24 protein-coding genes and 1 tRNA gene are annotated in these 23,713 nt (G+C 66.9%); 14 read left to right on the top strand and 11 right to left on the bottom strand.

Annotated elements, in window-relative coordinates; genetic code table 11:
• The 4 genes from JWN03_RS42430 to JWN03_RS42445 form a co-directional block, all read left to right on the top strand.
• A partial coding sequence (locus tag JWN03_RS42430) for an AMP-binding enzyme (RefSeq protein ID WP_441343166.1) occupies positions 1–254 on the top strand: 254 nt, incomplete at its 5' end.
• A gap of 587 nt (positions 255–841) precedes the next feature.
• Positions 842–2,068 carry a Na+/H+ antiporter NhaA gene (nhaA, locus tag JWN03_RS42435; RefSeq protein ID WP_297628093.1) on the top strand — a complete coding sequence of 409 codons (1,227 nt, stop codon included), beginning with the start codon at positions 842–844 and terminating at the stop codon, positions 2,066–2,068.
• A 41-nt stretch (positions 2,069–2,109) separates the two neighbouring features.
• The gene (locus tag JWN03_RS42440; RefSeq protein WP_297628094.1) at positions 2,110–2,625 is read left to right on the top strand and encodes a phage holin family protein; all 516 of its coding nucleotides are present in this window, start codon (positions 2,110–2,112) and stop codon (positions 2,623–2,625) included.
• Between the two features lie 21 nt (positions 2,626–2,646).
• Positions 2,647–3,606, top strand: coding sequence for an alpha/beta fold hydrolase (locus tag JWN03_RS42445; RefSeq protein WP_297628096.1), 960 nt, complete (start codon positions 2,647–2,649; stop codon positions 3,604–3,606).
• A gap of 63 nt (positions 3,607–3,669) precedes the next feature.
• On the opposite strand, the gene JWN03_RS42450 is transcribed toward JWN03_RS42445, so the two are convergent.
• From JWN03_RS42450 to nth, 4 genes are all read right to left on the bottom strand, one after another.
• The gene (locus JWN03_RS42450; RefSeq protein ID WP_297628098.1) at positions 3,670–4,863 is read right to left on the bottom strand and encodes a MarP family serine protease; all 1,194 of its coding nucleotides are present in this window, start codon (positions 4,861–4,863) and stop codon (positions 3,670–3,672) included.
• Positions 4,860–5,588, bottom strand: a complete 729-nt coding sequence (locus JWN03_RS42455) for an NUDIX hydrolase (RefSeq protein WP_297628100.1) — start codon at positions 5,586–5,588, stop codon at positions 4,860–4,862. Before JWN03_RS42455 ends, JWN03_RS42450 begins: the two co-directional genes overlap by 4 nt.
• A 342-nt stretch (positions 5,589–5,930) precedes the next feature.
• Positions 5,931–6,527 carry a TlpA family protein disulfide reductase gene (locus JWN03_RS42460; RefSeq protein WP_441343167.1) on the bottom strand — a complete coding sequence of 199 codons (597 nt, stop codon included), beginning with the start codon at positions 6,525–6,527 and terminating at the stop codon, positions 5,931–5,933.
• 224 nt (positions 6,528–6,751) lie between these two features.
• Positions 6,752–7,504, bottom strand: coding sequence for an endonuclease III (nth, locus tag JWN03_RS42465; protein ID WP_297628147.1), 753 nt, complete (start codon positions 7,502–7,504; stop codon positions 6,752–6,754).
• A 253-nt stretch (positions 7,505–7,757) separates the two neighbouring features.
• Here nth and JWN03_RS42470 point away from each other — a divergent pair, with 253 nt between their 5' ends.
• Entirely contained in the window at positions 7,758–8,000 is a 243-nt protein-coding gene (locus JWN03_RS42470) for a hypothetical protein (protein WP_153802894.1), read from the top strand.
• A gap of 283 nt (positions 8,001–8,283) precedes the next feature.
• Positions 8,284–8,958, top strand: coding sequence for a Crp/Fnr family transcriptional regulator (locus JWN03_RS42475; protein WP_019044571.1), 675 nt, complete (start codon positions 8,284–8,286; stop codon positions 8,956–8,958).
• A 147-nt stretch (positions 8,959–9,105) separates the two neighbouring features.
• Here the strand turns inward: JWN03_RS42475 and JWN03_RS42480 are convergent, their stop codons facing one another.
• The 3 genes from JWN03_RS42480 to JWN03_RS42490 all read right to left on the bottom strand — a co-directional run bounded on the left by JWN03_RS42480 (position 9,106) and on the right by JWN03_RS42490 (position 10,741).
• On the bottom strand, positions 9,106–9,915 hold the full coding sequence (locus JWN03_RS42480) for an MBL fold metallo-hydrolase (RefSeq protein ID WP_297628119.1): 810 nt from the start codon (positions 9,913–9,915) through the stop codon (positions 9,106–9,108).
• A 188-nt stretch (positions 9,916–10,103) separates the two neighbouring features.
• Positions 10,104–10,577, bottom strand: a complete 474-nt coding sequence (locus JWN03_RS42485) for a RidA family protein (RefSeq protein ID WP_297628121.1) — start codon at positions 10,575–10,577, stop codon at positions 10,104–10,106.
• A complete protein-coding gene (locus tag JWN03_RS42490; RefSeq protein WP_297628122.1) occupies positions 10,577–10,741 on the bottom strand; it encodes a DUF4177 domain-containing protein in 165 nt (54 codons plus the stop codon). The genes JWN03_RS42485 and JWN03_RS42490 overlap by 1 nt, the downstream gene beginning before the upstream one ends.
• 170 nt (positions 10,742–10,911) lie before the next feature.
• On the opposite strand from JWN03_RS42490, the gene JWN03_RS42495 reads away from it, so the two are divergent.
• Positions 10,912–11,931, top strand: coding sequence for an ArsA-related P-loop ATPase (locus tag JWN03_RS42495; protein ID WP_297628124.1), 1,020 nt, complete (start codon positions 10,912–10,914; stop codon positions 11,929–11,931).
• A gap of 2 nt (positions 11,932–11,933) precedes the next feature.
• Complete coding sequence (locus JWN03_RS42500) at positions 11,934–13,103, top strand: ArsA family ATPase (protein WP_297628125.1); 1,170 nt, start codon at positions 11,934–11,936, stop codon at positions 13,101–13,103.
• Between the two features lie 131 nt (positions 13,104–13,234).
• Here the strand turns inward: JWN03_RS42500 and JWN03_RS42505 are convergent, their stop codons facing one another.
• Positions 13,235–13,558 (bottom strand): WhiB family transcriptional regulator, encoded by a 324-nt coding sequence (locus JWN03_RS42505; RefSeq protein WP_297628127.1) that lies wholly within the window; start codon positions 13,556–13,558, stop codon positions 13,235–13,237.
• 300 nt (positions 13,559–13,858) lie between these two features.
• On the opposite strand from JWN03_RS42505, the gene JWN03_RS42510 reads away from it, so the two are divergent.
• On the top strand, positions 13,859–16,234 hold the full coding sequence (locus JWN03_RS42510; RefSeq protein WP_297628129.1) for a penicillin-binding protein: 2,376 nt from the start codon (positions 13,859–13,861) through the stop codon (positions 16,232–16,234).
• Positions 16,235–16,508: 274 nt separating this feature from the next.
• Here the strand turns inward: JWN03_RS42510 and JWN03_RS42515 are convergent, their stop codons facing one another.
• Positions 16,509–16,973, bottom strand: a complete 465-nt coding sequence (locus tag JWN03_RS42515; RefSeq protein WP_297628131.1) for a GatB/YqeY domain-containing protein — start codon at positions 16,971–16,973, stop codon at positions 16,509–16,511.
• A gap of 69 nt (positions 16,974–17,042) precedes the next feature.
• Between JWN03_RS42515 and JWN03_RS42520 the strand changes: the two genes are divergently transcribed.
• The 4 genes from JWN03_RS42520 (at position 17,043) to JWN03_RS42535 (ending at position 20,597) form a co-directional block, all read left to right on the top strand.
• Complete coding sequence (locus tag JWN03_RS42520) at positions 17,043–18,005, top strand: metallophosphoesterase (RefSeq protein WP_297628133.1); 963 nt, start codon at positions 17,043–17,045, stop codon at positions 18,003–18,005.
• A gap of 52 nt (positions 18,006–18,057) precedes the next feature.
• The gene (locus tag JWN03_RS42525) at positions 18,058–19,140 is read left to right on the top strand and encodes a hypothetical protein (RefSeq protein ID WP_297628135.1); all 1,083 of its coding nucleotides are present in this window, start codon (positions 18,058–18,060) and stop codon (positions 19,138–19,140) included.
• 613 nt (positions 19,141–19,753) lie between these two features.
• Positions 19,754–20,458, top strand: coding sequence for a hypothetical protein (locus JWN03_RS42530; RefSeq protein WP_297628137.1), 705 nt, complete (start codon positions 19,754–19,756; stop codon positions 20,456–20,458).
• 65 nt (positions 20,459–20,523) lie between these two features.
• Positions 20,524–20,597: transfer RNA gene (locus JWN03_RS42535), tRNA-Pro, on the top strand.
• 370 nt (positions 20,598–20,967) lie between these two features.
• Here the strand turns inward: JWN03_RS42535 and JWN03_RS42540 are convergent.
• Entirely contained in the window at positions 20,968–21,870 is a 903-nt protein-coding gene (locus JWN03_RS42540; RefSeq protein ID WP_297628139.1) for a LysR family transcriptional regulator, read from the bottom strand.
• 152 nt (positions 21,871–22,022) lie between these two features.
• Here JWN03_RS42540 and JWN03_RS42545 point away from each other — a divergent pair, with 152 nt between their 5' ends.
• On the top strand, positions 22,023–22,334 hold the full coding sequence (locus JWN03_RS42545) for an EthD family reductase (protein ID WP_297628141.1): 312 nt from the start codon (positions 22,023–22,025) through the stop codon (positions 22,332–22,334).
• Between the two features lie 323 nt (positions 22,335–22,657).
• On the opposite strand, the gene JWN03_RS42550 is transcribed toward JWN03_RS42545, so the two are convergent.
• The gene (locus JWN03_RS42550; protein WP_297628143.1) at positions 22,658–23,518 is read right to left on the bottom strand and encodes a helix-turn-helix transcriptional regulator; all 861 of its coding nucleotides are present in this window, start codon (positions 23,516–23,518) and stop codon (positions 22,658–22,660) included.
• Between the last annotated feature and the right edge of the window lie 195 nt (positions 23,519–23,713).

The raw sequence follows: 23,713 nt of genomic DNA on the forward strand, positions 1-23,713 counted from the left end.
TCGTCATCCTGACCGCCGAAGCCAAAGACACCGGCGCGGACCTGGTGGCCGAGCTCAAGGCCGAGGTCTCCCGCGAGATCTCCCCCATCGCCCGCCCCCGCGAGATCCACGTGGTCCCCGAACTCCCCAAAACCCGCTCGGGCAAAATCATGCGCCGCCTACTCCGCGATGTGGCCGAGGGCCGCGAACTCGGCGACACCTCAACCCTGGTGGACCCCAACGTCTTCGAAGCCATCCGCGCAGGCAAGGCGTAACCCACAACACGCGGTGCGTACAGCGCATTCGTAAAGCGCACTCGTACAACGCATTCGGCCTCCGCGACCAGCCATCGCGGGGGCCGGCGCATTCCCCCAGCCCCTGACCGCGCTGCCACGCCCGCACTCCGGCCCCTACCGCACTGCCCGGCAACTCGTACCGTATCCGCGCGACGACAGAGCATGTCCCGCGGTCAACTCTTACCGCATTGCCCGGCAGGGGTGCGCCGCCCTGGCTCGCATAGCCGGCATCACGGCACTCCCTTTGCCCTATCCCAGGGTATTCGCCGCGCCGCGCGCATGGCAGGTGCTAGAGCGTTGCGCGCCCAACGCATACCCCCTGCGCAGGTGTGAAATTCGTGTTCGGGTGGGCGCGACCTTCGCGGACGCACGCTCACGCCTGAGCCTGTTATCACTGCTCAGGGTGCGCCGGGCTCGGCAGCCCTGCCGGATCTGCGAGGTGCTACCCGTTAGGATTGCGTAAGGTGCGCCGGGAAGTCTGGTCGGCATGCGGTTTTGCGTCGATCACGTCCGGGTGGAGTCGCACGCCGCTGGTTCAGTCGACCGTCCGGCCCGAAAGGTTCACCTTGACCTCCCAGATGCGTTCCGAACTCGCCCGCTATCTACGGACCGAAACCTTCGGTGGCGCACTGCTTCTCATTGCCGCGGCGACCGCTGTGCTGTGGGTCAATTCGCCGTGGGGCGCGAGCTACACCACGATGATCGACACCCACCTCGACATCTCCGCGCTGCACCTGAACCTGACGCTGGCCGACTGGACCAAGGACGGCCTGCTCGCCATCTTCTTCTTCGTCGCCGGTCTCGAACTCAAACGCGAACTGGTGGTCGGCGAGCTCGCCGACCCCAAGCGCGCGACCCTGCCGATTCTGGCCGCCATCGGCGGCGTGGTGGTCCCCGCCCTGATCGCGGTCGGCATCGGCTGGGGTGTGGACGGCATGGATCGCGGCTGGGCCGTACCCGTCGCCACCGATATCGCCTTCGCGCTTGCCGTGCTCGCGCTGACCGGCTCCCGCATCCCGGCGGGTGCGCGCGTATTCCTGCTGAGCCTGGCGGTGGTGGACGACCTGATCGCCATCATCCTGATCGCTGTCCTGTTCACCACCACCCTGAAGATGCTGTGGCTGCTCATCGCCATTCTGTGCTGCGCGATCTGGGCACTGAGCCAGTGGAAGCGGATCGGCACGCCGTTCCTCTACGTCCCTTTGGCCCTGCTGGCCTGGTACGCGCTGCACGAGGCGGGCATCCATCCGACCCTGATGGGTGTGGCCCTCGGCCTGCTCACCCGGGTCCGCCCCGACGCGGACGAGGACGAGCACTGCGTCCCCGCGGCCAAGCTCGAACACTTCTTCCAGCCCATCTCCGCCATCGTCTGCGTACCGCTGTTCGCGCTGTTCGCCTCGGGGGTGCCGCTGGATACGAAGGTGTTCTCGCAGCTGTTCACCGACCGCGTGTCGCTGGCCATCATCGCCGGTCTGCTGGTGGGTAAAACGGTCGGCATCTTCGGGTTCTCTTGGCTCGCGGTGCGTCTCGGCATCGCCCAGCGACCCGACGATCTCGGTTATCGGGACATGTTCGCCCTGTCGGTACTGGGTGCGATCGGGTTCACCGTTAGCCTCTTGGTGGCAGAACTCGCACTCACGGACGTCGGCGACGGCTCGGAGGTCGAACTGGCGAAAGCAGCGGTGTTGCTGACGTCATTGGCGGCTTCCCTGCTGGGTTCGGCGCTACTGTTGCGTCGTGGCCGCGCCCATCAGGCGCGCCGTGACGAGCGGGAACTGCTAGGACAAGAGTGACTTCGCCGGGCAGTTCCGGGACATGGAGAAGGGTCGAGCATTTGAGCTTCACACAGGGCGGTAACGGGCGGGACGGAAACCGCACCCGCACCATCACCTCGATTCCGCTGTCCGATGTCGATACTCACGAATCGGCGAGCATCGGCAGTCTGGTCCGCGATGCGACCGAACAGATGTCGACACTGGTGCGGGCCGAGGTGGCACTCGCCAAGGCCGAGGTGACCGGTGAGGTCAAGAAGGGCCTGCAGGGCAGCGTCTTCTTCATCGGAGCGCTGACCGTACTGCTGTTCAGCTCGTTCTTCTTTTTCTTCTTCCTGGCCGAGCTACTGGACGTGTGGGTCTACCGCTGGCTGGCCTTCCTCATCGTGTTCCTGCTGATGCTGGTGGCGACCGGTCTGCTCGCCCTCTTCGGGTATCTCAAGGTGCGCAAACTGCGCGCGCCGGAGAAGACCATCGAATCGCTGAAGGAGGCGAAGACCCTGCTGCCCAGCGGCTTCGGCGCCACTTCCGAGAACTCGGCCGACGCCACGACCGAACTCGGCAGGCACCGCGCCTAGTCGGTCGATTACGCTCCCGGCGTGTCGTCGAATTCGCCCCCGGACCCGTCCACCGTCCGCTACGACGGACCCTGGACCCATCGGGATGTGCATGCCAACGGCATTCGCTTCCATGTCGTAGAGGCAGATCCGGCCGCGCGCGCGGCGTCGGCCTACTCCGACCCGGACACGCCGCTGGTGGTGCTGCTGCACGGTTTCGGCGACTTCTGGTGGTCGTGGCGGCATCAACTGACCGGATTGGCCGCCCGCGGCCACCGGGCCGTCGCCGTGGACCTGCGCGGTTATGGCGACAGCGATAAACCGCCCCGCGGTTATGACGGCTGGACGCTCGCCGGTGACATCGCCGGGTTGATCCGCGCGCTCGGGCACACCGAGGCCACACTTGTCGGCCATGCCGAAGGCGGCCTGGTGTGCTGGGCCACCGCGGTCCTGCACCCCCGCCTGGTGACCGCCATCGGACTGGTCAGCTCACCGCATCCGGCGGCGCTCAAGAGCTCCATCCTGCGGGATCGCAAGCAGCGCAAGGAATGGCTGCCGGACTTCCTGCGGTACCAGCTGCCCCGCATTCCGGAGAACCTGCTCATCGCGGACGACGGGGCCGAAGTGGAGCGCCTGCTGCGGCAGCGGGCCGGTGAACACTGGTCCGCCACTCCCGAATTCGCGGATACCGCCCAGCGCATGCGCGTGGCCATCCGGATTCCGGGTGTGGCGCACTGTGCCCTGGAATACCAGCGCTGGGCCTTCCGCAGCCAGTGGCGGCCCGACGGTGCGCGCTTCATGGAGACCATGCGGGAGCCGGTGCGTATCCCGGTGCTGTCGCTGTACGGCGATCGCGACCGGTACATCCTGGCGAGCACCATCCGCCGCGGGCAGGAGCTCTCCCCCGAGCGGCGCGTGGTGGCCATCCCGGACGCGGGTCACTATGCGCACCAGGAGAATCCGGAGGCGGTCACCGCCGAGCTCGCCAAACTCCTGAGCTGACGGCCCTTTTCACGACTGTGCCCCCATGACCTCGTCATGGGGGCACAGTCGTTCACACGATCGTCAGCTCAGGACGCAGCTGCTGGTCCCGACCGGGGCCGAAACCCCTGCCGCCTGTTCCACTTCCGGACGCACCTCGTCGAGGGTCAGCACGTAGCCGGTGTCGTCGTCGGTGACGGCCGCACCGAAGACCACGCCGAGGATATTGCCGTCGGTGTCCACCAGCGGACCGCCGGAGTTGCCCGGCTGCACCTTGCCGCGCACCGTGTATACCTCGCGCTGCACATTGTTGTCGCGGTAGATGTTCGGGCCCTTCAGGTCCAGCGTCTCGCGCACCCGGGCGGCGCTGGCGGTGTAGCGACCGCCGCCCGGATAGCCGAGCACGATGGCGCTCTCACCGGAATTGGCGGCCTTCGGAGCCAGCGGAATCACCGGAGCGGTCAGCCCCGGCACCGCGAGGATGGCCACATCCTTGGACGGATCGAACAGCACCACGCTGGCGGTGAGCGGACCGCGCGCGGTATCCACGCTGACGCTGGCGGTGCCGGCGACCACGTGCGCATTCGTCATGATGCGTTCCGGCGCCACCACGAAGCCCGAACCCTCCAGCTGCCGTTGGCAACTCGGCGCGATACCGCGAACCCGCAGCACACTGCCCTGCAGCGACTGCGCGACCGGCAGCTGCAGCACGCTCGGATCGGGCGGCTCGACCGCGGCGATCGGCACCCGGCCGAACGGGCCGATCACATCCGGCAGTCCGGAGGTGTTCAGCAGATTCGAGAACTCGTTCGGCACCCGGCGCAGCCATTCCGGCGCGACCCGGTCGACATTGACGAGCACCTGAGAGTTCTTGACAGCGGCGGCGATTCCCGGCTGCGACGAGTTCGCGAGCGGCAGCGCCAGCAGCCACGCGGTGGCCAGCACGGCCGCCATCTGCAGGCCCGCACCCACCACACTGTCCAGACTGCGGGTGAACGGATCACGCATACCGCCGCGCGCGGCGCGACCGAGCACCATGCCCGCCACCTCGCCGATGATCACCAGCACGACGATCAGCAGCACGCCCACGATCACCCGCGAGCGACCCTCGCTCAGGTGAATGAGGATGTGCGGCGCGATCAGAATGCCCGCCACGGCGCCCAGCACCACGCCTAGGAACGCCAGCGCGGAGGCGACCGCACCCTGCCGCCACCCGGAGGTGGCCGCGAGCAGCGCCAAAATCACGATTCCGAGGTCGAGCCAGGCCGAGGAGCTCATAAGGTCATCCCTACCGCGGCCAAGGAGGCCTGCAGATCACGCACATCGTGATGGTCCCATTCATGTTCCCAGCCGGACACCGCTAACAGTCCGGCCAGCACGCCCGCGGTGAATCCCCACACCAGCATCCCGTCCACCGCGAAGGCCGGACCCATGTACCCGAGCGGATGCCGCACCACGAACCGGTTGGCGGGATCGATGAGATCCGCGATCGGCACCCGCACTACTCGCGATGCCTCGGTCTCACTCACCACACCCACCTCGCCGGGCGTGCGCCAGTAGGCGACGATCGGCGTCACATCGAACCGCGACGGCGGCACGAAAATCTTGGGGAGCACCCGGATCGGCTCCACGCTCCGCGGGTCGAGGCCGGTTTCCTCCTGTGCCTCCCGCAGGGCGGTACTGATCGGGCCGCTGTCCTGCGGCTCCACCCCGCCACCGGGGAAGGCCACCTGACCGCTGTGCTGTCGCAGGGTCGCGGCCCGCTGCGTGAGCAGCACATCCGCATCTCCCGGCAGACCGCCGCGCGCCTGCGGATCGGACTGCACCGACCCGCCGAACAACACCAGCACCGAGGCATCCCGCGAGCGCACGGCAGCGGAGACGAAACGCCGCATGGTGGTTCTGCTGAGCACCGGATTCGTCCCGGTGGGATCCTCCGGGTCGTGTTCCGCGACACCGCGCAACCATTCCGGAACAGAGCCCGCAGGCACCTCGAGTCTCATGCCCACACTCCCGAACCTGCGATAACAACACCGGCAATCATGTAGCAGCACACGAAATTCCGGCGCAGCCCTGGACCGACGCAGATCGTAACGGCCGCGCGCGCACCCCGCACCGGCAACGCACCGATCCGCACCTGGTGAGTCACGCCACCACTCCCCGCCCGGCACCACTGCACACCAGGTCACGCCCCGGATATCGCGAGGCTACCGAACGGCCGCTTCCCCGCGCGGCTCGCCGCATCCCGGCCATCGCTCCGGACTCAGCAGCCAGGCCGAACACAACGGCAAAGCCGGGCGCGGCGGCAGCGGCACAGCCGGGCCGGGCGGCAAACCCTGCGGGCCTCATGCTTTCACTCCGAGCTCGGCGGCGACGGTGGCGGAGATATCGTCGACGCTCTTGAACGGTCGGACGATCAGCTTGGCGACGGTCCCGTCGGCCCGCAGCAGGACTGAGATCGGCAGCACCGCGGGCGCGCCGACCGCATTGCGCACCTTGGTATCCGGATCCTCCACCCCGGGCAGATGAACACCCAGCCCGATCAGCCGGGAAAGCCCCTTGGACGTTCCGGGATCGCTGTGCACGGTGAGCACGGTGACCGCACCGGCGGCCCGATCCGAGAACTGTTGCAGCAGCGGCAGTTCCTCCGCGCACGGGCCACACCAGTAGGCCCAGAGGTTGAGCAGCGCCGGTTTTCCGGCCAGAGCGGCGGTCAGATCGACCGGGCGGCCGTCGGCGAGACAGTTCAGCGTGAGACCACGCAGCGGGCCGTCGGCTACCGGAGCCCCGCTCGGATTCGGGCAGTCCGCGAGAGCGGCCTGCGCACGATCCGCCGCAGCGACTGGATTGCCCGCCGGGACCGGCGCATCACTGGTCGACGTGTCACCGGCGGTCGTACAGGACGCCGCCGCCAGCGCGAGTACGGCAATCGACGCGGCCAGGGCACCTCGCCGCCGGACCTGCCGGCGGCCGCGAGCAGTCCGGCCGACCTCGCGTAAACCCTGCAGTCCAAGGCTGTTCCGACGCTGCTCGAACCCGTCTCGGGTGTGCCCGACGAACCCGTTCTCTCCGTGCCGTTCGAGGCCGCTCCAGCCGTGCCCACGGTGCGCGTCCGCGGTCGGGGCCGTGCCCTGGGGAACGCTGTGCTTGCGGGAAGGCGCGGGCCTCACAGCCCCACCAGTTCGAGCAGATGCTCGGTTTCCGGTCCCTTGATCAGGGCCGCGGCGGTGGCCGGGTCGGTCGGGCCGACACCATACGACGGGCAGTCCTTGGCCAGAATGCACGCGCCGCACGCCGGCTTGCGGGCATGGCAGACACGCCGGCCGTGAAAGATCACGCGGTGCGAGAGCATGGTCCACTCTTTGCGCTCGATGAGGTCGCCGACAATGTGCTCGACCTTCACCGGATCCTCCTCGTCGGTCCACCCCCAGCGGCGGACGAGACGACCGAAATGGGTGTCGACAGTGATTCCGGGCACACCGAAGGCATTGCCGAGAATGACATTGGCGGTCTTACGCCCGATGCCCGGCAGCTCCACCAGTTGCGCGAGGGTGTGCGGCAGTTCGCCGTCGTAGCGCTCGACCAGACCCTGCCCGAGGCCGATGAGCGAACTGGTTTTATTGCGATAGAAGCCGGTGGGCCGGATGAACTCCTCCAGCTCGGCCCGATTGGCCTCGGCGTAATCACGGGCGCTGCGGTATTTGGCGAACAGTGCGGGCGTGGTCAGGTTCACCCGCACGTCGGTGCACTGCGCGGAAAGGATTGTGGCCACGGCCAATTCGAGGGGCGTGGTGAAGTCGAGTTCGCAGTGCGCGTCCGGGAAGGCCTCCGCGAGCGTGCGATTCATCCGCCGGGCGCGCCGCACCAGACCGGTGCGCGTCTCCTTGGAACGTGATTTCGCTTTCCCGCCGGCAGGCACAGCTGCGCCGCGAACCGGGGTCGACGCGCCCGAAACGGGTGCCGCTTTGCCGGTTTTCGGCGCTTTGCCGCCCGCACTCGGCGCTGTCTTCTCGCTGGTGGGCACGGCAGTACCGCCCGATTCGGCCCCATTAGCGGCCGCGCTGGATGTGGAGACACGCACTCGTCCACCTTACGGAACCAGCCTGCCACGACAACCGGGCTGAGCGGACGCCGTGTTCCATCTGAGACCTTCGCCGTGTTTACTCCTCCCTATGCAAGGACTCGCTGTGGTGCTGTTTCCGATAGCGCTGATGCTGTTCGCACTGGTGATGGAACGGGTCGAGAACAGGCTGCGCAAGCTGCTCGAACCGGACCCTGAGGTTCAGCAGTACTTGGATCGAGCGACGAATGCCGAGGTCAGTGACCTCACGAAGCTGGGCTTGCCCGCTGCCGCCGCCCGCCCGCGGCGCGCCCGGCCGGCCGCCAAGGGTCTGGACGTCGCGCAGGCCAGCTGAGCCGCTTCGCTCTACCGTTCACCGTGGTCGACACGGGTGCAGTAATTCGCACCGTCCAGCACGGATTTCGATCTCCTGTGGGTTGCCGATACTGGCGTGTCGCGAAATTGCAGCTAGCGTGTCGCGAGACTGTCCGTGCGTGTCGCGTAATCGGACTCTGCGTGTCGGAGAATGAGCGTGCCGCGTGGTGTCTATCACTACCCGGACGTATTGCAAAGTAGACTGCACTGTCGGCCGAATGCTTCGGTCCAGAACAGAGCCATTTCCCATAAGGAGCACATTCGTGGACGAGGCCCTCGCCAGAGCAGGCATCTTCCAAGGCGTCGAGCCCACCGCGGTGGCGGCTCTCGCCAAACAACTTCAGCCCGTGGACTTTCCGCGCGGTCATGTCATCTTCAACGAGGGTGAACCGGGAGACCGGCTCTACATCATTACCTCCGGCAAGGTGAAGATCGGCCGACGTTCCCCTGATGGTCGCGAGAATCTGCTGACGATCATGGGCCCGTCGGACATGTTCGGCGAGCTGTCGATCTTCGACCCGGGTCCGCGTACCTCGACGGCCACCACCGTCACCGAGGTTCGCGCGGTCACCATGGATCGGGACGCACTCAAAGCGTGGATCGATCAGCGCCCTGAGATCGCCGAGCAGTTGCTGCGGGTTCTTGCCCGCCGTCTGCGTCGCACCAACAACAACCTGGCCGATCTCATCTTCACCGATGTGCCCGGTCGTGTTGCCAAGGCGCTGCTGCAGCTGGCCCAGCGTTTCGGGACCCAGGAAGCGGGTGCGCTGCGCGTGACCCACGACCTGACCCAGGAGGAGATCGCCCAGCTGGTCGGAGCTTCCCGCGAAACCGTGAACAAGGCCCTGGCCGACTTCGCGCACCGCGGCTGGCTGCGACTCGAGGGCAAGAGCGTCCTCATCTCCGACTCGGAGCGCCTGGCCCGTCGCGCCCGGTAGGTACACAGGGAACAGAGACTCGTAGGGACCGGGTCGTCACAGCAAGTGACGACCCGGTCCCTACGTGTATCTGCCACGTCCACCCGGTTCATGCGCCTGCCTCGTCATCCCGGCGTGCTTGTGGCCGGGATGCGCAGTGCAGCCGGGCTAGTTCCCAGCGCGCAGATAGGCCAGCTGCGCGTTGACCGAGCTGTGGGCAGCCGGCCAGAGGCGCTTGTCCACATCCGCGTAGACCTTGGCGACGATCTGCAGGGCCTTCGCATTCGGGCCCAGCTCCGCGAGGGCCGCGCGAACCTGGTTCAGGCGCTCCTCGCGGTGCTTGATGTAGAAGTTGATGACAGGGAGCGCATCGACGTGGTCGGGGCCGTGTGCGGGCAGCAGCACTCGCGCGGGGGCCGCCTCGGCGAGCCGCTTCAAGGATTCGAGGTAATCCGCCAGCGCGCCGTCCCGGGATTCGAGCACGGTGGTGCCGGTACCGAGCACGGTGTCGCCGGTGAGCAGCGCGGCATCACCGTCATCCGGACCGTCGACGAGGAAACTCACCGAATCCTCGGTGTGCCCGGGCGTCGCGAGCACCGTGATGCGGAGACCGGCGACCTCGATCACCTCGCCGTCGGTGAGGATCGCGGTGGAACCGTGCAGGAAGGCGGGATCCTGGGCGCGCACCGGCGTTCCGGTCGCCTTCACCAGGCGATCGATACCGCCGGTGTGGTCGTGATGGTGATGGGTGATCAGCGTGAGCGCGATGTTCCCGCCGGTTTCCCGCACGATCGCCTCGGTGTGCTTGCGATCCTTGGGACCCGGATCCACCACCACGTAATCGGTGCTACCGGGCGCGCGCAGCAGCCAGGTGTTGGTGCCCTGCAACGTCATTCCGCTGGGATTGTCGGCCAGCAGAACGGCGGCGGACGGAGTCACCTGCCGTAATTGCTCATATGCGGGGTGAGTGAGCGTCATATCACTTCCTAACCGAATCCGCTCCGTATCACCACTATTCACCTCGTCGCGATTCCATCCTCACCCGCCCCGAGTTCGCGGCCCGCCCGGTTCTGGACTGAGCGGAGCGATGCCGCGAAGCGGCGGGCGGAGGGAGGGAAGAACCGGGTAACAGGGCCGCGAACCCGCCGGAGCGAAGCGGAGGCAAATTAGACCGGGCGAACTTCCGCGATCAGTTCCACCTCGACGGGCGTGTTCTTGGGGAGTTCGGAGACGCCGACGGCCGAGCGCGCATGCACGCCCGCGTCGCCGAAGACCTCACCGAGGAACTCCGACGCGCCATTGATGACCAGCGGCTGATCGTTGTAACCCGGTGCGGAGGCGACAAATCCGACGACCTTCACGATCCGCACCACATTGTCGAGCCCGACCAGATCGTGCACGGCGGCAAGCGCATTGAGCGCACACAGCTGCGCGGCCTCGGCGGCCTGCGCGGTGGAGACCTCCGCGCCGACCTTGCCGGTCACCGTCAGCTGCCCGTTCACGAACGGCAGCTGGCCGGAGGTGTAGACGAGATTGCCGGTGCGCACGGCCGGGATGTACGCGGCCACGGGTGCGGCCACGGCAGGCACGGTGAGCCCGAGCTTTTCGAGGTTCTCCGCCCAGGCGGTGGCGGCGGTCATCAGTTCTTCGGTCGCTTCAGGTAGGCGACGTGCTGCTCGCCGGTCGGGCCGGGCAGCACGGAGACGAGTTCCCAGCCATCGGAACCCCACTGGTCGAGGATTGCCTTGGTGGCGTGCGTCAGCAGCGGCACGGTCGCGTACTCCCAAGCGGTCAGATCACTCATGTCGTGAGATTAGCCCCGGACCACCCGGTCCCATACTCCGGACCCTGCTCTGGCGCACCCGATATCGGGAAAGCGAAGATTTCAGAGTGGTGTATCAGACAGTTGGTGTCTCTTCTGGGCATGAACCAGGAACGAGTTATAGGCTCGCGAGCGTGGGAGTACCGATAGCAGTGCCCGTTTCGGTTGAGCCGGGGGTCGAAGCAGGTTGGCCGGAGCGGGCAGACAAAGCCCGTCTGCATTACGTATCCGGGAAGGGCGGCACCGGGAAATCCACGGTCGCGGCCGCATTGGCGCTGGCACTCGCGGCGGGGGGCCGCCGCGTACTACTGGTCGAGGTCGAAGGCAGGCAGTCCATTGCCCAGCTGTTCGATCTTCCGCCGTTGCCGCCCACCGAGACTCGCATCGCCACGGCGGACGGCGGCGGCGAAGTGCTGGCGCTGGCCCTCGATGTGGAGCACGCCTTCCTCGAGTACCTGGACATGTTCTACAACCTGGGCTTCGCGGGCCGGGCCATGCGCCGGGTCGGCGCCATCGATTTCGTCACCACCATCGCGCCCGGCCTGCGGGACGTCATCCTGACCGGCAAGATCAAGGAGTGCGCGGTGCGCGTCGACAAGACCGGTAAGCCGGTCTACGACGAAATCGTCATCGACGCCCCGCCGACCGGTCGCATCGCCAGCTTCCTGGACGTCACCCAGGCCATGGCCGAGATCGCCGGCGGTGGCCCGATCGCCTCGCAGTCCGAGGGCGTCTCGAAGCTGCTGCACTCACCGCAGACCATGATTCACCTGGTCACACTGCTGGAGGCGCTGCCGGTCCAGGAGACTGCCGACGCGGCCGCCGAGCTCATCGCCAATGACCTGAATATCGGCACGGTCATCGTGAACCGCGCCAGCGAGGGCTTTCTGCCGCGCCCGCTGCGGGAGCGGGCCGCAACGGGCGACATCGATATCGACGCACTGCGCGCCGGACTGACCGAAGCCGGAATCACCCTGTCGGAGACCGACTTCCAGGGCCTGGTCGCCGAAGCCGTGGAGCACTCCGCGCGACTGCACGCGCAGGACGAGAGCGCCGCCGAGCTCGCGCAGATCGATATTTCGCGGCTGTACCTGCCGTCCCTGGCGGACGGCATGGACCTGGGCGGGCTCTATGAGCTGGCCGAGCACTTGAGCGCACAGGGAGTTCGCTGACCATGATCGTTCCGGCCACCACCGTCCCCCTGGACATTTCCAAGCTCATCGCCGACCCGTCCGCGCGCATCGTGGTGTGCTGCGGTTCCGGCGGCGTCGGCAAGACCACCACCGCCGCGGCCATCGCGCTGCGGGCCGCCGAGTCGGGCCGCAAGGTCGTGGTGCTGACCATCGATCCGGCGCGCCGGCTGGCACAGTCGCTGGGCGTCAGCGACCTCGGAAACACCCCGCAGCGAGTCGAATTGGGCGATGGCGTCAAGGGCGAACTGTTCGCCATGATGCTGAACATGCGCCGTACCTTCGACGAGATGGTGCTCGAGCACACCAGTCCGGAGAAGGCGGAGCAGATCTTCGCCAACCCGATCTATCAGACCGTCGCGTCCTCCTTCGGTGGCACCCAGGAGTACATGGCGATGGAGAAGCTGGGCCAGCTGGCGAGCAAGCGCGAGTGGGACCTCATCGTGGTCGACACCCCGCCCTCGCGGAACGCCCTCGATTTCCTCGACGCGCCGAAGCGACTCGGCAATTTTCTGAACGGGAAGATGATCCGCGTGATCATGGCCCCGGGTCGCGGCGTGGGCAAACTGGTGGCCGGCGCGATGAGTCTGGCGTTGCGCGGCGTGTCGACCATTGTGGGCGGTCAGCTGCTCAAGGACGCCTCGGTATTCCTGCAGTCGCTGGAATCCATGTTCGGCGGCTTCCAGGATCGCGCGGACCGCACCTACGCCATGCTGTCGCGGCCGGGCACGCACTTCATCGTGGTGGCGGCGGCCGAGCCGGACGCGCTACGCGAGGCGTCGTTCTTCGTGGATCGGCTCTCGACGGACAAGATGCCGCTGGCCGGTCTGGTGCTGAACCGCACGCATCCGGTGCTGCTGACCTCGCTGTCGGCCGAGCAGGCCCGGGTGGCCGCGGATCGGCTGGCTCCGGAGGCCGCGGTGAATGGCGCATCCGAGACACCGGCGGCTTTGGCCGCGGCAGTCCTGCGTATCCATGCCCAGCGGGCGACGACCGCGAAGCGGGAACAGCACCTGCTGCACCGGTTCACGGGCGCACATCCCAGCGTGCCGATCGCGGCCGTGACGGCACTGCCGTTCGAGGTCGCGGACGTGGAGGCGCTGCGGGCCGTGGGCGATCAGCTCGCCGAAGCCGGCGACAAGCGTTCGGCCTGAGCCGAACGTGGTGATCGCGCAACCCCCCTGATCACATCCGGAGGATTTGCCTGTTCTGCCCGTTATTACCCCGGAAACGGATCGAGCCCGCAAGTGCGGGCTCGGTCCGTTCTGCTTATGGGGGATCAGGATTACATAGCTACTTTCTGCGTCCGCTGGACCTGGAAGAAGTCGGCCCAGGATGTCACCTCGGGATGCTGCTTGAGCAGCGCTCGGCGCTGCCGCTCGGTCATGCCGCCCCACACACCGAACTCCACACGGTTGTCCAGGGCGTCGGCCCCGCACTCCATCAGTACCGGGCAGTGCCGGCAGATGGTTGCCGCTTTGCGCTGCGCTGCGCCACGCACGAACAGCTGATCGGGATCTACTTCCTTGCATCGGGCCTGGGAAACCCAGGCGATTCGAGCTTCGGCCTGCTCCACGTCCAATCGAGCAATCGGGGTAGTCATGTGCATTTGGTATGCCCCTTTGCAGTCCGAACACCGGGTCACGGCGCTCCAGAATCGCGTGTACAAACCGCAGCTACCCAACCCCACTGCGTTCTGCACCACATTCCACTTTGAGTGTTAGCTCTATCACACTGGGTTCTCAATCTAGGTAATCAAGTGCGGCGAGCGCAAGACCGTGCCGAGATTTTCTGGTACGTCCGTCCATGCATTCGTCACCAAAAACCGGGCAGTCGGCACTATTGCGACTAAGGGACACCAGAGCCGGGCGGGCACCGGCCGCCGCAAAGGGCAATTAGGCTAGGGCTCGTGCCGATCACACGAACGCTCGCGAGACTGGCCGGCAGCTGCATCCTGGCCGCTGTCCTTCTCGCTGGGCTGCTGTTCCCACTCGCCGGCGGCTTCGGCTATATCTCGAACCGAGCCGCCGACGCCGTCGACAATGTCTCCGCCGAACTGGTCGAGGGCGCGGTACCCGCTGTCTCGACGATGGTCGATGCGAGCGGCACGCCGTTCGCATGGCTGTACGAGCAGCGGCGCTTCGAAGTCCCGAGCGACAAGATCTCCAACGATATGAAGTTGTCGCTGGTCTCTGTCGAGGACAAGCGCTTCGCCGAACACGGAGGTGTGGACTGGCAGGGCACCTTCCGTGCCTTCCTGACCAATACCTCCGGCGGTGAGGTGCAGCAGGGCGGCTCCACCATCGACCAGCAGTATGTGAAGAACTACCTGCTGCTGGTGGTGGCCAAGACCGACGCCGAACGCCGCGCCGCCATCGAGACGACTCCCGCCCGCAAGATCCGGGAGATCCGGATGGCGCTGACGCTGGACAAGCAGCTCACCAAGGACGAGATCCTCACCCGCTATCTGAACCTGGTGCCTTTCGGCAACTCGTCCTACGGCATCCAGGACGCCGCCCAGACCTACTTCGGGGTGGACGCCAAGGATCTGACCATCGTGCAGTCCGCAATGCTGGCGGGCATGGTGCAGTCCAGCTCCAAACTGAACCCGTACACCAACCCGACCGGTGTGCTGGAGCGCCGGAACACCGTGCTGGACACGCTGATCGGGAACATCCCGAGCCGCGCCGACGAATTCCGCGCCGCCAAGACCCAGCCGCTGGGTGTGCTGCCCGAGCCGAAGGGCCTGCCGCGCGGCTGCATCGCGGCCAATGATCGCGGGTTCTTCTGCGATTACGCGCTGCAGTACCTGGCCAATGCGGGCATCAGCCGCGACACGATCGACAAGGGCGGCTACCTGATTCGCACCACCCTCGATCCGGATGTGCAGAACGCGGTGAAGGCCGCGGCCTCGCAGAATGCCGATCCGAATCTGGACGACATCGCCTCGGTCACGAATATCGTGGCCCCGGGGCAGGATTCGCATCCGGTGCTCGCCATGGCCTCGAGCCGCACGTACGGGCTGGACGGAAACGCGCATCAAACCGTTCAGCCACAGCCGTATTCGCTGGTCGGTGACGGTGCGGGCTCAATTTTCAAGCTCTTCACCACGGCTGCGGCCATGGAAAAGGGCCTGGGTATCAGCGCGCAGCTGGATGTGCCCGCGAATTTCCAGGCGAAAGGCATGGGTAACAGCGGCACGCCCGGCTGCCCGGCCGAAACGTACTGCGTCAAGAACGCCGGTAACTACAAGTCGCCGATGTCGGTGACCGAAGCCCTGGCCACCTCGCCGAACACCGCCTTCGTCAAGCTGATTCAGGCGGTGGGCGTCACCCCGACGGTGGATATGGCGGTGCGCCTGGGCATGCGGTCCTATGCGCAGCCCGGCACCTCCGGGCACGGCAATCAGAGCCTGGCCGACATGGTCAAGGAGCAGAACCTCGGTTCGTTCACGCTCGGCCCGGTCGCCGTGAACGCTCTGGAGCTGTCGAATGTCGCGGCGACACTGTCTTCCAGCGGCCGCTGGTGCCCGCCCACTCCGATCAAGGAGGTGGTGGATCGCAGTGGCAAGCAGGTCCCGCTCACACAGCAGGCCTGCGAGCAGGTGGTGGATCCCGGGTTGGCGAATACGCTCGCCAATGCGATGAGCCATGACGTGATCGGCGGGGGTACCGCGGCCGGGTCCGCCGGATCGATCGGCTGGAACCTGCCGCTGTCGTCCAAGACCGGAACCACCGAGACACACCGCTCGTCCGCCTTCTTGGCCTTCAGTGGCTCGTTCTCCGGTGCGACCTACATCTACGGTGACAGCCCGACGCCGGGTGAGATCTGCTCGTACCCGCTGCGCAATTGCGGGAGCGGAAACCTGTACGGCGGCAATGAACCGGCGCGTACTTGGCTGGGCGGGATGAAGAACGTGCTCGGCAAGTTCCCCCCACTGGGCCTGCCACCGGTGGACGACAAGTACGTGCGGGGTTCCAATAATTCGCAGATCCCGGATGTCGTCGGCCAGCAGCAGGCCGAGGCCACCTCGACGCTGATCGCGGCAGGCTTCCAGGTGTCGGTGTCATCGGCGCCCGGCCCGAACAAGGGCTCGGTGCTGAGTTGCTCGCCGGACGGTTCGGCGATTCCGGGTTCGGTGATCACGATTTCCGTGAGCGACGGCAGTCAGCGGCCCGCGCCGCCGCCCAATGACCCCGCGGCACCGACCATCCCGGGTCTCCCCCAGATACCCGGATTGCCCCGCCTCCCACCGATCCCCATCCCGATCCCGATTCCGCGCTAGCCGGAATCCGATCGGCCCGACCAATTGACTGCGGCCTCACACTGATTCGGTGCGGGGCCGCAGTCATGCTCCGCGCCGCACAGCCCGTTCCGCGCCGCACAGCCCGTTCCGCGCCGCACAGGCCGAATAACGCCTGCGCGACTCCGACTCCGACACCGCCTGCGCGGTACAGCGGTCTCAGGCTGTTGCGCTTGCGTGGTCGCCGGACGGCGCGAGGCCCCTCGCCGGTGTGGCGAGGGGCCTCGTGTCGTGCAGCGGTGAGCCGGGCTCGGCGTCAGAGGCGCGCCTTCACGGCGGCCGAGACGCGGGAGCCGTCGGCGCGGCCCGCGGCGAGGGCGGTGGCGATCTTCATGACCTGGCCCATCTGCTTCATGTGCGGCCGCTCCCCCAGCTGCTCGGCCACATCGGCGATGGCGGTGTCGGCAATGTCGGCGACCTCGGCGTCGGTGAGCGGCGTCGGCAGGTATTCGTCGATGATGGCCTCTTCGGCCCGTTCGGTGGCGGCGAGTTCGCCGCGACCGTTCTGCTCGTAGATGACGGCGGATTCGTTGCGCTTCTTCGATTCCTTCGACAGCACGGCGAGGACTTCGACGTCGGTGAGTTCCTTCGCCGCCGTGCCGGCGACCTCCGCGGTCTGGACGGCGGCGAGCAGACTGCGCACGGTGTTGAGGCGCAGCGTGTCCTTGGCCTTCATGGCCGTGGTGAGATCGGCACGCAGCTTCGATTTGAGTTCCGACATGGCCGCCACGCTACCGTTCATCACCTGCGAGCCTGTACGCATTTTCCGTGGGTCGCCTATTCTGGGCAAATGCCCGTTATCTCGACCGCCACCCTTCGCCGTACCGCACTGGGAGCCGCAGGGGCCGCGGTCGCCGGAGTCGGATACGCCACGCTGATCGAGCGCAATGCCTTCACACTGCGTGAGGCGACGCTACCGGTGCTGGAACCGGGCAAGCCGTCGCTACGGGTATTGCACATCTCCGACCTGCACATGATGCCCGGCCAGCAGTTGAAACAGGCCTGGCTGCGGGAGCTGGATCGGCTGGAGCCGGACCTGGTGGTGAATACCGGCGACAACCTCTCGCATCTGAAGTCGGTGCCCGCGGTGGTGCAGGCGCTGGGCGGCTTGCTGGCGCGCCCGGGCATTTTCGTGTTCGGCTCGAACGACTATTTCGCGCCGGTGCCGAAGAATCCGCTGAAGTATTTCAAGAAGGATCACAAGCGCGTTTTCGGTGACCCGCTGCCGTGGCAGGACATGCGCGCGGCCTTCACCGAGCGCGGCTGGCTGGATCTGACGCATGTGCGCCGCGATATCGAGGTCTCCGGGGTGAAGATCTCGACCGCGGGCGTGGATGATCCGCATCTGAAGCGCGATCGCTACGACACCGTCGCCGGTGCGCCGAACCCGTTGGCGGACTTGAGCATCGGGCTGACGCATTCGCCGGAGCCGCGGGTGCTGGATCGCTTCGCCGCGGACGGCTACGACCTGGTCATGGCCGGTCATACGCACGGTGGTCAGCTGTGTGTGCCGGGTTTCGGTGCGCTGGTGACCAATTGCGGTATCGACCGGTCACGGGTGAAGGGTCCGTCGCAGTGGGGCGCGCATACGCAGCTTCATGTTTCGGCCGGGCTGGGCACCTCGCCATGGGCGCCGTACCGGTTCTGCTGCCGTCCGGAGGCGACGCTGGTGACACTCGTCGGTGCGCCGCCGAAGAAGCCGGTCTCGAAGTCGGGTCGCGGGCGTACCGCGTCGGAGGCTGTCGCGCGTTAGGCGCTCACCGCGATATACATCGCGGTATGTAGTCGTCAGTCAGGGGATAACCGTGACCAGTGGTAACGAGCCGAACGAGGATCCGACAACGCGGAGTCCGGATCCGAACTGGTGGCAGGGTGCGCCCGCGCCGGATTCGCCCTGGCAGTCGGGTCCGCAACCGACGACGCCCTATACGGGTGGGCCGTACAACCCGCAGACCGGGCCCGATCCTTATCAGGCACAGCCGTATCCGGGTCAGCCCTACCAGAATCAGCCTTACCAGAATCAGCCCTATCAGCAGTCGCCGTATCAGTCGGGGCCCGCGCCGTATCAGGCGACGCCGCCACCGCCGTACGGACCGCCACCCGGCTACGGGTCGCAGCCGCCGAGCGGCGGCGGGCGCAAAGGCTGGCTGGTCGCGGGCATCGGCCTGCTGATCGTGGTGATCATCGGCGCGGTGATCACAGTTGTTCTGGTGAACCACAATTCGAGCGAGCCGTCGGCGAAGTCGAGCACGACGCCGTCACTGATCAGCGCGCTCACCCCGAGCAATTCCGCCGCCCCATCGGGCAGTAACCCGTCGTCCGGACCGAAGACGACCGCGGGGAGCGGAACCACTCCAGCTCCGGTCATTCCCGGCTATCAGGTCGTCGCGATTCCGGATAATGGTGCGGCATACGACATTCCGAAAACCTGGAAAGTCGACACCAGCGGCCAGACCACCTTCACCAGCGGCAACGATTCGGTCCCGATCGCGGGTCTGGCGCAGGACGGTCTCGAATACTGCCCGAACTATGTGCGCACCAACGTCTTTCTGAGTCAGTCGACGGAGACCGATCCGACCAAGGCGGCCACCGATATCGGTACGCGCATGGGTCGTATCGGCTGGTCCACCTCCACCGGTGCGACGCCCGGCCCCGCCGAATCGTTCACCAATTCGGACGGTCAGCTGCAGGGCATCTACATGGAGACAAAGGGTTCCGCCCCGGCCCCCGCCGCCGGCTGCGCCTCGACCTACTCGGTCTACACGTTCGCCTTCCCGGGCGGCAATGACGGCGCGTTCGTCTTCACCATCGCCGCGGACACCGGAGTCGCCAATTCCGTGGACGCGACCTTCGCGAAGAAGATTCTCGCCAGTATCCGCCCGATGTAGGGACGGCCGCACCACTCGTCCGACAGGGGGTCCGACGATGACCGGTGGTTCCGACGACCGGGCCGAAGGTCCGGAACACCGTGACCCCGAAGGAGACTGGTGGGTGGGCATCCCACCCCCCGGTTCGCCCTGGGAGTCGCATCCGCAGCATCCGTTGCAACGGCCGCCGGAGTCCTCCGCTCCCCCCGTCGTCCCCGGACCGCGCCCGCCGGAGCCGCCCACCCGGCAACAACCGTTCGTCCCGCCGACGGAAAGGGTTGCCCCGCAGCCGCGCCCGCCCGCAAGAACCCCGCTCGGACCACCGCCCGGCCTGAATCACTCGTCAGCGGGACCGAATCCTCCTCCAGCAGGCCTGAATTCACCACTGCGGGCGAATCCCGTTCCCTCGGGACAGCATCCGAGGGTCCCGCCGAATCCACAGGCCTCGGGCCGCAATCCACAGCCCACTCCAAATTCACAGGCTTCAGGCCAGAATCCGCAGCTCGCCCCGAATTCCTTTCGGACGGGACAGAATCCGCAGCCCGGTCCCTATCAGCCCGCCGCGCAGCCGTTCCACGGCCCACCATCCCTCCGCGGCGGCGAAACCCCTCGCTGGGGCCATATGTGGCCGTACGTGGCGATCAGCGCCCTTGTCGTAGTGCTGGCGGCGACGGTCACCATCGTTCTGGCGACCCGAGATTCGGGCAGTTCCGCTCTCCCCGCGACTTCCACCTCAGTCGCTTCGACCCCAGTCTCCTCGACCACCAAACCTCCGGCGACAACGCCGAGCACCACGTCCGGGACGACCCCCGCGCCGCTCATCCCCGGCTACCAGGTGGTGGTCCCCGCGGGTGTCAATGCCGCCTGGGATATCCCCGCCGACTGGAAGATCGACCCTTCGGCCTCTTCCTTCGGCACCGGTACGGACCAGGTCCCGCTCGCGGGTCTGGCGCAGGAGGGCGTCGACTACTGCCCGAACTTCGTGCGCACGAACATGTTCCTGAGCATCGCCCAGCAGCCCGATCCCTCCGCCGCCGCCACCGATATCGGCGCCCGCATGGCCCGCATCGGCTGGTCCCCCCTCACCTCGACCAGGGCAGGCAACCCCGAACCCTTCGATTCCTCCGACCACACCCTGCACGGCGTTTTCGTGGAAACCAGCGGCACCTTCACCCCGCCCGACCCCCACTGCGCCTCCACCTACTCCGTCTACACCTTCGCCGTAGCAGGCGGTTCCACCGGCGCCCTCGTCCTCACCATCGCCGCCGACACCGGCGTAGACCGAGCCGTAAACCGCGATTTCGCCCGCCGCCTACTGGCCACTTTCCGCCTGTTTTAAACCACCTGACCAGCAGATTTAGCATCCCCCGCACCGATAAGTTAAGCTACTGCAGGTTCGCCTCACGGGGTGTGGCGCAGCTTGGTAGCGCGCTTCGTTCGGGACGAAGAGGTCGCAGGTTCAAATCCTGTCACCCCGACGTGTTGGTTGAGACACATGAAAGGCCCCTGACCAGTTCTTCTGGTTGGGGGGCCTTTCTGCTTGTCATGGTCACCATCTCTACTCGGCGTTCGCAGTAGGCGGCGAAAAGGCAGCCGCTACCCATCCGGAGAGTCTCCGGAGCCCGCTTCCGCATCGCCGTCGGGCGGTTCGTCATCGTCGCCGAGCAGCCCGCGAATCGTGTCGGCGGCATCGGTGCGACCGCACGTTGTGGATCGACACGGTCGGCCCTGACCGTCTGCGCTGGGTCGATAGCCTCGGTGACGCGCGGGCCTGGTGGGAGCAGGGGATCGCCCCGTGCCGGTCGGCCTCGCCGCCACCGACGTCCGTCTCGCGTGACCTGCTGCGCGTCAGTCCGGCAGCCAGTGCAGTTCGTGTGCCAGGGTTTTGGCGACGGTACGGATGCGGCGGTGTAGTGGTGATTGCACGCGTGGGAGGACCAGGTGGAGCGTCAAGGTGGGTGCGCCCCGCAGCGGTCGCCACGTGAGACCGGCCGGTAGTGCCGTGACCGCGGCTTCACTGGCCGGAGCGAGGGTGAGCCCGTCGCGCAGGTCGCGCTGAGACATGTCGAAAGAGACTGCGGGCGTGTGGAATCGGGGATGCGGCCGGGTGTCGCGGAACAGTGCGGACAGCTGATCGTGGATCACGGGGTTGGCCGTACGGTCGGGGAGTCGCAGCGGATACGCGGTCGCATCGGCGATCTCGATCTCCGGGTGTTCGGCCAGCGGATGATGCTGCGCCAATTGGACCCCGACGCGCTCACGCCGCAGCAGGAACCGGCGCACGCCACGGCCGGGCTGTTCACCGCGGGTGATCCCCGCATCGATGCGGCCGTCGGCGACCGCGGGGGAGATCTCCGGTGTCGCCATCGGGACCGCGCCGACCTCGAGTCCCGGGCTGCTGCGAATGAGCCTGTCCACCAGGGCCGGTGCCGTCCCGGCCCCCGCGCTGAGGCTGTATCCGATGCGCAGCGTGCCCAGTTCACCGGCCCCCGCATTCCGGGCGGTGTCCCATGCCCGGTCCAGCGCCGCCAGCGCGGGCGGCGCGGACTCCGCCAAAGCCGCACCGGCCGTGGTCAATACGACGCTACGTGTGTTGCGAACCAGCAGGCTCGTACCGAGTTCCGCCTCCAATCGGCGCATCCGGGCACTGAGCGCGGGCTGCGCGATACCGATCCGTGCGGCCGCGCGGGTGAAGTTCAACTCCTGCGCCAGCACCAGAAAGTACCGCAGGCTCACCGTATCCGGCGCCACACGCCCTCCCCCTCGATTGATAACGATCCGTTCTGAGCCTATCCCTTCCCGGTCTTTCCGTCGACCACATATCAAGCCCTAACCTGCGCATATGACGATTCAACCGACCGCGGTAGCGGACATCGCACTCGCACACGATGCAGGAGGCAGTCATGCATAAGCTGGTGGTCCTGTATCCCAAGCCCGCGGACCCTGACCACTTCCGCGACTACTACGTGACCAACCACCTTCCGCTGGTCATGAAGTGGCCCGGCCTGCTTGCGTGGCGCTACAGCTTCGACGTGGCGGCGAAGAGGGGAGAAACGCCGTATTTCGCGGTCTTCGAAGCCGACTTCGCTGACGCCGCCGCCATGGCCACGGCACAGGCGTCGGAGTACGGCCGGCGGGCGACCGCCGATGTCGTCAACTACGCCACCGGTGGTGTGGTCGTCATCCACTATCCGGTGCAGGACGGCACCTGCTGAGCCTGGCCCTGAGGCACCGCCGTATCCGCGGTGAGCCATGTTCGCCACATCCTCGCGGAATCGGTCCCCGCACTCTCTTCGGCTATGAGCGGATGTTGGTGACTGGCAGCACGGAGGCAGCAAGACCCGCGACACGGACCGGAACGGCACGGGAGTCGCAGGCACCGCACCGCAGCTCAGCAACACCATCCGGACGTCTCCGGAGACCAGGAGCAGCGTTCGGGACGAAGAGGTCGCAGGTTCAAATCCTGTCACCCCGACGTGTTGGTTGAGACACGTGAAAGGCCCCTGACCATTGGTCAGGGGCTTTTCTGCTGTCCGGGTCAGCTTGCGGTGGGGCGGAGGCTGCGGGTGCCGAGGCGCTGGGCGCGGTCGGTGATGAGGGTGGCGAGGGCCGTTTCGGTGACGGGGTCGGCGGGGGTGAGGACGAAGAGGCAGTGGTCGGAGCCGTCGGGGGAGATGAAGGTGTCGTAGTGGACGGTCAGGACGCCGAGGTGGGGGTGGCTGATGCGTTTGCGGCCGTGCCGGCGGTCGTGGACGTCGTGGTCGTTCCACCAGGACGCGAATTCCGGGCTGGCGGTGCGTAGTTCGTCGATGACGGTGCGCAGGCGGGTGTCGTCGGGGTGGCGGGCGAGGGTGCGGCGCAGATTGCCGACGGTTTCCCGGGCCACCTGATCCCAGTCGAGCTGGCTGGCGAGGGTGGCGGCGTCGAGGAAGATGAGGCGGGCGGTATTGAGGCCGGGGCCGAAGTCTTCGCCGAATAGTGCTGCGGCCGCGGCGTTCCGGGCCAGAATGTCGTAGCGGAAGTCCATGGCGTAGGCGGGCAGCAGCGGCATGCCGTCGAGAATGGCCTGCATGGTGGGGCTCAGCGGTACGGGCGCGCTGCGCGAGGGTGGTTGTGCGCCTCGGGCTATCAGGTGCAGGTGAGCTCGCTCGGAGTCGGAGAGCTGGAGCGCGAGCGCGATCGCATCGAGGACGGTGGCGCCGGGGGTGCCGACCCGGCCCTGTTCGAGACGGATGTACCAGTCGATGCTCACCGCCGCGAGCTCCGCGACCTCCTGGCGGCGCAGTCCCGGCGTGCGGCGCTGACCGGAGCCGGGAAGCCCGGCCGCTTCGGGGGTGAGTCGTTCGCGCATCGCACGCAGGAAGGAGCCGAGTTCGACTCCGGAATCCGCTTTGTCCACGATGTCTATCCTTGCCGATCGGGTGGCACGCCGGATACCAGGATGCGCGCAACCTTCCCCGATTTCCCATATTTCAAGATTATTGTCTCAGTTCTTGAAACACAGTTCGAGGAGGGACGCCATGAACCGCACCGCACGCACCCTGTCCATCGCCGGTGCCACGGCCGGCCTGCTGCTGGCCGCAGCCTGCGGGAA

The sequence above is a fragment of the Nocardia sp. genome (assembly GCF_025465275.1).
In the GTDB taxonomy this organism is placed as follows: domain Bacteria; phylum Actinomycetota; class Actinomycetes; order Mycobacteriales; family Mycobacteriaceae; genus Nocardia.